The organism is Binatus sp. (SeqCode) (genome assembly GCF_035272065.1).
GTDB lineage: Bacteria > Desulfobacterota > Binatia > Binatales > Binataceae > Binatus.
Genome location: NZ_DATEQZ010000111.1, coordinates 26,049 through 34,781, shown reverse-complemented (window position 1 = coordinate 34,781; position 8,733 = coordinate 26,049). Strand labels below are relative to the sequence as shown.

Here is an 8,733-nt window from a genome sequence, read left to right as displayed (position 1 = left end):
TTCGAGGATTGCCGCGACGTGGAAGTCGGACAGTTGCTCGACCGACGCCACCCTGAATTCGCCGTAGCTCTGGTTGCACCGCTTCCATCCCCCCGTCGCCACTTCATGCGAATAAGGAAATGGCGCGCGCACGACGATGTTCAAGGCGCATCGAGCGGCGAGCTCGGTCTCGGACGAGCCTTCAGCGCCCGAGCTGACACGCTCGAGATACCACGCGAGCTGGCGTCCCGCGGGACTGTCGGGAATTGCGGGAAATGTATCCGTGAGGTCTTGAGCGCCCGATCGCGAGGGTCTGCCTTTTACCGGTTCCATAAAAATTTCTCGCGCGGTCGCTTCGGGGAACACGCCAAGGCTGACGAGAATGTCGGCTGCCAGTTCTTCCGGATCGTCCAGATGTTCTCCGTAAGCGGTATAGGTCAAAAACTGAGCGCGCTCTTTGGGTGAATCAAAGAGCATTCCGATCAGGTGATGGCCCATTTCGTGAGAAAAGGCCGCACCGACCGCTGCGGGATGATGCGCGGTGTTCACGCAGATCAACGGCAACCGAGAACGGCCCATCTCCCGCACGTAAAACCCCAACAGCGCCAGTCCCTCCGGTCCGGTGAGCCTTGCCAGGCGGAATTGAACTCCCAGCCCTGACCAGAATCGCGTGAATTCATTGGGCGAAATCAGTCTCAGGAATTCTTCGTTCAGATGGGGCCAGACGGTCCTTCTGGCTTCCGCAACTATCTCCAAAACCTCAGAGCGCCCCAACGACCTTCGGAGCGGGCGGCCATAGTCGCGTTGCTCGAGATATTCAATTTCATCAGAAATGCTGCGGGCAGCCGCCGGCAAGCGGTGCGAAGCCTTGTTGGCCTTCACGAAGTCAGCGGTTAGTTCGTCGAAAATCGAAGAACTCCTCTTAATCGCTCTGGCTGTCACGACCCCCCTGCAACCTTGACATCGAGTCATAGCGCGCGGTTCCGCGTGTCTAAGCTCGTGCTGACTGATGCTCACTTAGCACAACATCGGCTGAAAGAAAAACTCGCCGGATGCTGCAATTGCTGAATAACGAAACAGGCCGCGTCTAAAATGGCCGTCTCCATGCTGACTGTTGACTTTATGTTATCGAATAGAGGTAAAAAGTGACAGAACGTCGGACTTATAATGCTTGCTCTGCTGAAATCTCAGCCGCGAAACCGTCAACTTTTTGCATTCCAGCTTCGCGGCCCGATCCTTCCGAAAAGACTGGCAAATTCTCGCGGCCCGCCTCCGCGCCGGTCCGATTCGAACCAGCCCGGTATTTCACTTTCACTAATCCAACAAAGGGAGACATCCAATGGAAATGCGCCTCTTAACCACAGAGAGCGAACGAAACGTCTTAGCCCACAGCCTCGCCGACGCGCGCGCTTGCCATGGAGCCAGCTACAGAGCCGCAGGCCCCACCCAGGTGGGGAATTTACTCCGGCTCAAGGCCGCGGACATCTATGCATTGTTCGAGACGGAAGGTGACCAGGCAGAACGCATGACAGCGGGCGTAGCGTTGCACGACCTCGAGACCTTTCCAAAAAGCTGTGACCAGCCTGATCTTACGCGCTACGCGCCCAGATTGGTGCTGGAGTGCAGTGATCACTGGTCGCGGTCGCGCGGCGCGGGCATGCACGCATGGCGCGGCATTGCGGTTCAGGTTGTTCGACGAAACCCTAAAGCGGTGCTCGTCTATCTGGCCGTCGGGAGTCATGACGGATTTTACGCAGCGATGGGCTTCGTCGATGCGGGACAGCCGGTCGAGTATCCGTATCTCGAGGAGCCCGACCACGGCCGGCCGCGGGTTCAGCCGATGGTGCTCGAAGGTGAAGCGCTCGCGAAACTGACCGCCAACGTGCATCGGTTGAAGATCGAAACTCCGGACAACTATCGCACGCTCCGGTTCGACAAATCCGATCGGTTGAGGCCCGCGGCGAATCGCTATCCGCTCGGAATCGGGGAGACCGCGGCCGCGGCGGCCCAGGTCTGAATCAGTCCTTCGACGATCCGGGGGATTGTTTCACAACATTCTTTCCCAATCCGCGCCAAACATGCGGGTTCGCTCAAGCGAGGAAAAATCAAAATGAATATCGATCTAGCAAAAGATCGCAGAGCACAGCGCCCGTCGGACGATTTTGACGGCAATATTCCGGTCAAGCTCACCAAGGAAGAGCTGCGCGATTTGTCAGCTCTGAGCCCGCTGAGAAGTACCTTTCATATCGTCGCCGAATGGACGCTGATACTGACTGCCATCTATCTCTGCCAACGTCATTTCAACCCCGTCGTGTACCTGCTGACCGTTGCCTTCATCGGGGCGCGGCAGCACGCGCTGCTCATCCTGATGCACGACGGCGTTCACTACCGGCTGTTTCGCGACCGGCGGCTGAATGATTGGACCGCCGAGGTCATCCTGGGATGGCCGAACCTGATCTCGGCGCGCGCTTATCGCAGGAACCATTTCGCGCATCATCGCTATCTGAATACCGTCCAGGATCCCGATTGGGCTCGCCGCCAGGGTGACATGTCTTGGGTATTTCCGATGGGCTGGCAGCGGCTCGCAATGTTGTTGATTCGCGACCTATCCGGCCTCGGCGCCATCTTTTATCTCATGCTGGTGCGAACTCTTTTATCCAAAGACGCGGGGGTGAGCCGCGGCTTTCTGGTTGCTCGATACGGCTTCTACGCAGCAGTCGTCGCGATGTTCGCCTGGTTCGGCGTGCTTCATCTTCTCCTTGTGTACTGGATCGTTCCGCTGTTCACCTGGCTCATCGTGATCTTCCGCGTTCGCAGTATCGCAGAGCATTCCGCCATCGAGGGCCGCGCCAACGCCTATGCGCAGACGCGGTCCACGCGTGCGTCCGTGCTCGAGCACGTGTTCGTGGCGCCAAAGAACGTCAACTACCACATCGAGCATCACTTCTACCCGAGCGTGCCGTTCTATCGGCTGCCGCAACTCCATCGTGTCCTGATGTCGAAGTCGGAGTTCAAGGATTCCGTTCAAGTGACGCGCAGCTATCTTGGGGTGCTCCGCGAATGCGTTCGCAATTCGCATTCGATTCTCGGCGTGCGCCCGAGCCGCGCCCAGGCATGATCGAGTTGACGCAAAAGCGGCGGCGGACTTTAGAAGGTCCGCCGCCGCTGAATGGCGATCTTGGTATTCTCTCGGACAGGAGCTAAACCGCGCGAGCTTCGGGAAATACGCGGAGAAAATTTTCCGAATAGAACTTACTTCGGATCCGCTCGGGACGATTGCCGAGCGACGCCTCGAAACGGGCTAACGGGTTGCGGCCGCCCTCGGTGTGCGGGTAGTCGGTCGAGAACAGGTACAGGTCCGGGTTCGACTGATCGATCAGCGCGCCGATGTCCTCGAACACGAACGGGGTGAACGCCATCTGCCGCGTGAGCTGTTCCGACGGCTTGCGCGTGAACCGCGCGAGGTTCGCATCTGTCTTGCTCCAAATCTTCACGGTCCAGTCCAGCCGCACGAGCATCGCGGGCACCCATCCGGCGCCCAGTTCGACGCACGCGCCCCGCAGTTTCGGGAATCGTTCGAACACGCCGTCGATCAACATCATCGAAAGGAAAGTCTCCGGCCCCTGATGCAGCACGGCCATGTCCTTGGTGCGAAGATTCTCGCCGCCGCCCATCCAGTCTCTGACCGGCGGCCGGCCATTGTTGATCCACGCTTTGTCGAGCTGCAGCGGCGAGCCGCCGACATGCATCACGAACGGAGTGTTCGCCTCTACCAGTCTCGCCCAGAAAGGATCGAACTCGACGTGGCCGGGCGACCTGCCGCCGCACGCGTGATGCGGCACCCAGATAGCCTTGGCGCCGCTCTTCAGCGCGAACTCGAGTTCCGTGAGCGCGAGTTCGGGCACGTCCAGCGGTGCGATCGCGACGCCCATCAGGCGCGAGTCGTGCGCGCAAAAGTCCGCCATGTGCCGGTTGTGAGCGCGCGCCGCGCCGTACCGCAGCTTCGGCCCGATCTTCGAGCTCGGCGAAAACGGCATCGCCACGCTGTGCGTCGCGAACACGAGCTGCTTCTTGAAACCGAGCATGTCCATGGCCTTCGAGCGTTCGCGTCCGTCAAACGCACCCAACGCCTGGATCTCTTTCGACCGCTCGATCAAATTGTTGCCCCACGCGATCATCTCGGCGACATGCTGCTCACTATGCCGCCCGCCGCGCGCCATGATCTCCGCTACTTCCTCATCGGTGACGAGCGACGCGCTGTAACTTACCGCAGGGATTTCCGCGCGCAGATCCGGGTCGGCGTACTTCTGCAGAAAATCCGGCAGCTCCATGATATGGCTGTCGGCGTCATACATCGGCCGGTTGTCAGGTGCGTAGGCCATAACGTTACCTCTATTTGCTGAACGCACTTAGCGGGACGCCCGAGGAGCCGATTAAAGCACCAACGTCAGTGCCCGCTCAAGGAAGTTCTAACAGGGACGAAGTCCAGCATTTTTTCATTGGGTGCAGGGGTCGCCCCTGCCCAAGGAAGCGTGAAACCCACGGTGGGTTTCACTACAATTAAGTTCCCTTGTTCCCCTCCGGAGGCGCAGATGGCTCAGCCAGATTTCTACTTCAACCCGTTCGATCCCGAGTTCCGCGCGAATCCCTATCCACACTTTCCGGCGCTGCTCGACGCTCCGCCCCGGCAGCTCAAGCTGTTCATGCCGACGACGCTAATCGCGCGCTATGACGACGTCGTTTCGGTGCTGCACGATCACGAGCGCTTCACCGTTCGGCGTCCCGAGATTCCATTTCGTGAGCGTATCGATCCCTTCGGCGGCGCGCCGACTATCCTCACCGCCGATCCTCCGGTGCATTCCCGCCTGCGAAAGCTCGTCAGCAAAGCCTTCACGCCGAGGCGCGTGCGCGAGCTCGAACCGCGAGTTCGCGAAATAACCGCCGACCTACTGAGTCGCGCCGCGGAGTCATCCGAAGTCGAAGCGATGGCGGCGCTCGCCAACCCGTTGCCCGTGATTGTCATTGCGGAGCTGCTTGGCGTCTCGGCTGCCGATCACGCGCAGTTCAAACAATGGTCCAACGATATGATCAGCTCATTCGGTCAGGACATGGCGACTGGCCCGTCTGCGGCCGGCCTGGCGGCCAAAGATGAGCTCCGCCGCTATCTAGCGGAGGCGATCAAGCAGCGCAGCGCGAATCCGGCGGACGATCTGATCAGCGCGCTCATTGCCGCCCGCGACGAATCCGATGCACTCAGCGAAAATGAACTGCTCGCATTCGTCGTGTTGCTGCTGCTGGCCGGCAACGAAACGACCACGAATCTTATTGGTAACGGTCTGCTCGCGCTCTGCCGCCATCCCGAACAGCAGCAGCGTTTGCGCGAGAACCGCGAGCTGATCCCCAAGGCAATAGAGGAGATGCTGCGTTACGACCCGCCCGTCCAGATGACGGTGCGCATACCGACGGCGGCGACCAACGTCGGCGGCACCGACGTTCCCGAGGGCAGCCTCGCCTTCATCCTGCTGGCGGCTGCCAACCGCGATCCGGCGCACTTTCCAAATCCGGAAAATTTCGACGTAGCACGCGAGCCCAACGAGCACGTATCCTTCGGCGAGGGAATTCACTTCTGCCTCGGCGCCCCTCTGGCGCGGCTGGAAGGCGCAATCGCGATCGAACAGATGTTGGATAAATTCCCGCGCCTGCAACTCGCCGATCCATCGGCCAAGCTCGAATACCGCGGCTCAATGGCGCTGCGAGGATTGAGCGAACTGCGGCTCTCAGCTCGTTAGCCCGCCGCTATTTTCACTATCGCGAGAATTCGGCCTCGACGTCGTGGCCATAGAGCCATGCGTTCTGAGGCAGCGGCGCCGTCGTGGCCGACGCCAGGTTGGCATCGCGTTTTCTCTGATCTTCGCCGTCGGCCAGATGGTACATGATGCCGTTGCGGCGCGAGCCTTCCTGGCATCGCGATGCGCGCGGCTTGCGCGTCTGCTCGTAACGCAAGAGCGCTGCGCTCACATCCTGTGAATCCGCACGCTCGAGGCACTTCGCCAGCACCGCGGCGTCCTCGATCGATTGCACCGCGCCTTGCGCCATGTACGGAAGCATTGGATGCGCCGCATCGCCCATCAGCGTAACGCGCCCGACGGTCCATCGCGGCAGCAGCTCGCGGTCGTAGAGCGCCCAACGATTGGTCGTCTCGACTGCGCCGATGATCGCGCGGACCTGCGGATGCCATCCTTCGAACTCCCTGAGCGCGTCGGAGACCTCGCCCTTGGCGGTCCACGATTCGACGCGCCATTCGCCGGGAGTGACCGCGACCCAATTGTGGTAGCGGCCGCCAGCGCCAACATAATAGTGAACGAAGTGATGGCCCGGCCCCCACCATGCGATGGCCGCGACTTCGACTCCCAGATGCGCCACGCGATCCGCGGGAACCAGCCCGCGATACGCTACGTGTCCCGAAAATCGCGCCGACTCCGGGCCCATGACGGCGTTGCGCACCGTCGAGTGGATACCGTCTGCGCCAACGACCACGTCAGCATCAGCGCTCGCGCCGTTGTGGAATTGCACTTCGACTCGGTCGTTGTGCTGGCTTAGCCCGACGCATCGATGGTCGAGATGCAGCACGCGGCGGGGTACCGCCGCTGAAAGAATGTCGAGCAGATCGGCGCGATGGAAGTGATAATAGGGTGCGCCGAAATCACGCTCGGCGGCGTCGGCCAGCGGCTGGCGCGCGAGCTCGCGCCCGTCGTCCCATCGGCGGAAGACCACCGCCTGCGGCCGCACTCCTAAGCGGCGCATCGGCTCCTCGAGTCCCAGCCGATGCAGGATTCGCGATGCGTTGGGGCTTATCTGGATGCCGGCGCCGACTTCGCGCAATTCGGAGGCCTGTTCGAAGACTTCGACATCGATGCCGCAGCGCCTCAGCGTGAGTTTCGCGGCCAGACCACCGATCCCAGCTCCTATCACGATGACTCGCATGTGCGTGGTCGCGACTATAACACTTCGGCGCGACGGCGTATGACCGTCGCGCCGAAGTTGACCGTGCATAATGCAATCACGCTGGGAGGTTGACGTGATCGAAAGCGAACGTCCGGAAGCGGCGGCGCCGACCGAGCGCGCTGGCCCGCCCGCGCCGGCTGTTTTCTCCTATCGGTTTGTTTACTGGATCCAGCCCCGATCCTGGAATCTGATTCTGAGCTGTTCTGCAATTGCGTCGGCAGTCGCCTTGGCTCTTCCCTCGAGTCCGCTCCTGCCGCTGGTCTCGCCGTAAATTTTCGCGCCGCCGACAACGATTAAGCCGATCGGATTGGCAGTTGCAATCGCCACCGCGGCAGGCACGACCATCCCCGGGGTTTTGTTTCCGGAAGAGGTAAGTGTTCCTGACCCGAGTTTACGCCAGCCTTGCGGCGTGACAGCGTAGCCTTCCACGACCGTGTCCATCTCTGAAGTTCCGGCGCCGAATCCGATCACGAAGCGCTGGACTGCGCTCCCACTCTGTGTCGATACGAGATAACCGCGAATCACACTATCGCCAACCTGCGGCGAAGAGCCGGGGCCGGCCTGCACAGCAGAAAGCCCCATCGCGTTGATGTCCGCAACCAGCTCCTGGGCGATAAGCGCGCCGAGCTGGCGGCCCTCTTCGATTTGCTCTTGCGTCGGTGGGGTACTCGGTGCGCCGACATCGCCGCCGATCGAGGAATTGGCGGGCATGTCGGCGGAATTGGCGACGAAGTTATATACCCAGATCTGATTGGGCCGCGCGAGCCCAGGGCTGCTTATCGGTGTTTGCTGAGTGACGTTCGTCGCAGCGCACCCGGCTCCGACCAACACGGCGAGCAGACATAGTATCAAACGGCTACAGGACTTCATTGCAATGCTCCCTTCGTGAACAATTCGGCCGAGCGCTACGTCTGCGCGACCAGAACAAACCGGTCCTCGGCGAATATGCGCGAAACAGACGCAGAAGGGAAATGCATCCGTCGCACAAATTCTCTCTGCGTTGTCGAGCTTGCTTTGCTTGCAGAAGTTGAATTCGTTACCAATCATGGTCGGTGCGTTAAACCCGGCAACGGCGAGGGCGATCGCGCACTGGAGATCGATTTGATTGAAGCAGTGATTTGGGATTTCGGCGGCGTGTTCACCACCTCGCCGTTCGAGGCCTTCGCGCGCTACGAACGCGAACGTGGCATTCCGGTCGGCGTGATCCGCACAATCAATTCAACCAATCACGAGAATAACGCGTGGGCGATGTTCGAGCGGTCAGCTATCGACTTTGCTGGCTTCGATGCGGCCTTCGGGGCGGAAGCCAGGATGCTCGGCTACGAAATTCCGGGGCGCGACGTCGTCGCGCTGCTGGCCGGCGACTTTCGGCCCGAGATGATCGAGGCGCTGCGCCGCATCAAGGTCCGGTTCAAAACCGGTTGCATCACCAACAACATGCCGGCGGATGCGACAGGCGCAACTGCATCGTCGCGCTCGATCTATTCGCGCGAGATCATGGAATTGTTCGACGCGCTGATCGAATCGTCGAAGATCGGAATCCGCAAACCAGATCCGCGCATCTATATGATGATGTGCGAGAAGCTCGGCGTGAATCCGGAGGCGTGCGTCTATCTCGACGATCTCGGCGGCAATCTCAAACCCGCGCGCGCGCTGGGCATGACGACGATTAAAGTCGAGAGCGGACCGCAGGCGATTGCCGAACTCGAAGCCGCCACCGGAATAAAATTGATCTGACAGACCGTCGCG

General features: G+C 60.6%; 8 protein-coding genes. 4 read left to right on the top strand and 4 right to left on the bottom strand.

What is annotated here, in order from left to right:
- Nucleotides 1-735: hypothetical protein (locus VJX68_RS17785; protein WP_324097067.1), on the bottom strand; the 735-nt coding region annotated here is incomplete at its 3' end.
- A 583-nt stretch (nt 736-1,318) separates the two neighbouring features.
- Here VJX68_RS17785 and VJX68_RS17780 point away from each other — a divergent pair.
- Nucleotides 1,319-1,996 (top strand): hypothetical protein, encoded by a 678-nt coding sequence (locus VJX68_RS17780; protein ID WP_324097066.1) that lies wholly within the window; start codon nt 1,319-1,321, stop codon nt 1,994-1,996.
- Nucleotides 1,997-2,089: 93 nt separating this feature from the next.
- Entirely contained in the window at nt 2,090-3,097 is a 1,008-nt protein-coding gene (locus VJX68_RS17775) for a fatty acid desaturase family protein (protein ID WP_324097065.1), read from the top strand.
- A gap of 82 nt (nt 3,098-3,179) precedes the next feature.
- Here the strand turns inward: VJX68_RS17775 and VJX68_RS17770 are convergent, their stop codons facing one another.
- Nucleotides 3,180-4,361: an amidohydrolase family protein gene (locus VJX68_RS17770; protein WP_324097064.1), complete on the bottom strand. Its 1,182-nt coding sequence runs from the start codon at nt 4,359-4,361 to the stop codon at nt 3,180-3,182.
- 210 nt (nt 4,362-4,571) lie between these two features.
- Here VJX68_RS17770 and VJX68_RS17765 point away from each other — a divergent pair, with 210 nt between their 5' ends.
- Complete coding sequence (locus VJX68_RS17765) at nt 4,572-5,768, top strand: cytochrome P450 (RefSeq protein WP_324097063.1); 1,197 nt, start codon at nt 4,572-4,574, stop codon at nt 5,766-5,768.
- A gap of 16 nt (nt 5,769-5,784) precedes the next feature.
- On the opposite strand, the gene VJX68_RS17760 is transcribed toward VJX68_RS17765, so the two are convergent.
- Together VJX68_RS17760 and VJX68_RS17755 are read right to left on the bottom strand one after the other, a co-directional pair.
- The gene (locus VJX68_RS17760; protein ID WP_324097062.1) at nt 5,785-7,032 is read right to left on the bottom strand and encodes an FAD-dependent monooxygenase; all 1,248 of its coding nucleotides are present in this window, start codon (nt 7,030-7,032) and stop codon (nt 5,785-5,787) included.
- A 111-nt stretch (nt 7,033-7,143) separates the two neighbouring features.
- On the bottom strand, nt 7,144-8,031 hold the full coding sequence (locus VJX68_RS17755) for a DUF4410 domain-containing protein (RefSeq protein ID WP_324097061.1): 888 nt from the start codon (nt 8,029-8,031) through the stop codon (nt 7,144-7,146).
- A 54-nt stretch (nt 8,032-8,085) separates the two neighbouring features.
- Here VJX68_RS17755 and VJX68_RS17750 point away from each other — a divergent pair, with 54 nt between their 5' ends.
- Nucleotides 8,086-8,721: an HAD-IA family hydrolase gene (locus VJX68_RS17750; protein WP_324097060.1), complete on the top strand. Its 636-nt coding sequence runs from the start codon at nt 8,086-8,088 to the stop codon at nt 8,719-8,721.
- Nucleotides 8,722-8,733: the final 12 nt, after the last annotated feature.